This window comes from Bartonella sp. MU70NMGDW (assembly GCF_042194085.1).
Lineage (GTDB): Bacteria > Pseudomonadota > Alphaproteobacteria > Rhizobiales > Rhizobiaceae > Bartonella > Bartonella grahamii.
In genome coordinates this window covers 1-927 of sequence record NZ_JBHIMK010000462.1, presented here as the reverse complement: position 1 = coordinate 927, position 927 = coordinate 1, and the positions used below count along the sequence as shown (strand labels likewise).

Here is a 927-nt window from a genome sequence, read left to right as displayed (position 1 = left end):
CTGGATAAGGAAGAGCAGTTTAATCTTTTTATGACAGCTGGTTCACTTATGGGAGTATATTTTAATTTTATAGAAACTGCCCATCAATGGTTTATAACACAAGGGTTAAAAAAACAGCAATCAACAGAATTCCTTACCATGATGTTTGGAAATCTTACGGATGAAATGCGTAAAATGATAGCAACGGATCATTCTGTATCTCTCGATTTTGCAGTGCTTGAAAAAGAGTTTTCAACGAAAGGTGGAACAAATGAATTTTTGTCAAATTACTTTTCTCAACAAGGGGGAAAGAATGCTTTAACAACGGCTCTTGAAGCTACTTTGCAAAAAATAAATGCTTCTAAAAAGACTTGACCAATATTTTTATCACCTTAATAAAAAAGAGCTAAATGTTTAAGATTTATATCAAGGAAACTCATATCAAAAAATGCTTTTTACACCTGAATAAGATACCATTTTATGAAAAATAATTGATTTTTAAAATATTTTTTACAACCTTTTACAATTTTTCTAAATTATTTTTATTTTCTATCTTCTTCTTTTTGCCTCAAGTCCAATATTTTTTCTACCTCACTGCTCTAGCTCTTCAATTTGATTTCCCTTCAGGGTTATCCAAACGCATGAATAATTTTTTGTTTATTTAACCTATGTACTCCATTCACACATTAAAACTTCCCCTTACAAAGAAGAAACTATTTTTATGTCTTTCATGATTGTGTTTTAATAAACTCTCTTAAACAAACACCCATTCAAAAGAGTTGATTTTTTATTTGATCAACAATTTTACGATATAGTTTAGCATGCTCTTCACTAGACTTAGCAACAAAAATAGGGATCCCCTCATCTGAAGAAAATCGTAAAGCTGCATCAAGCGGTATTTCCGCTAAGAAAGGGACTTCTCGACGTTCCGCTTCTGCCCGTGCACCA

At 31.7% G+C, this 927-nt stretch carries 2 protein-coding genes; one reads left to right on the top strand and one right to left on the bottom strand.

Features of this window, described 5'->3' with window-relative positions:
• Window positions 1–354 (top strand): pyrroline-5-carboxylate reductase dimerization domain-containing protein (locus tag ACFIKE_RS11630; RefSeq protein WP_375650100.1); only part of this gene is annotated, 354 nt, incomplete at its 5' end.
• Window positions 355–749: 395 nt separating this feature from the next.
• On the opposite strand, the gene ACFIKE_RS11625 is transcribed toward ACFIKE_RS11630, so the two are convergent.
• A partial coding sequence (locus ACFIKE_RS11625; RefSeq protein WP_375650103.1) for a P-loop NTPase occupies window positions 750–927 on the bottom strand: 178 nt, incomplete at its 5' end.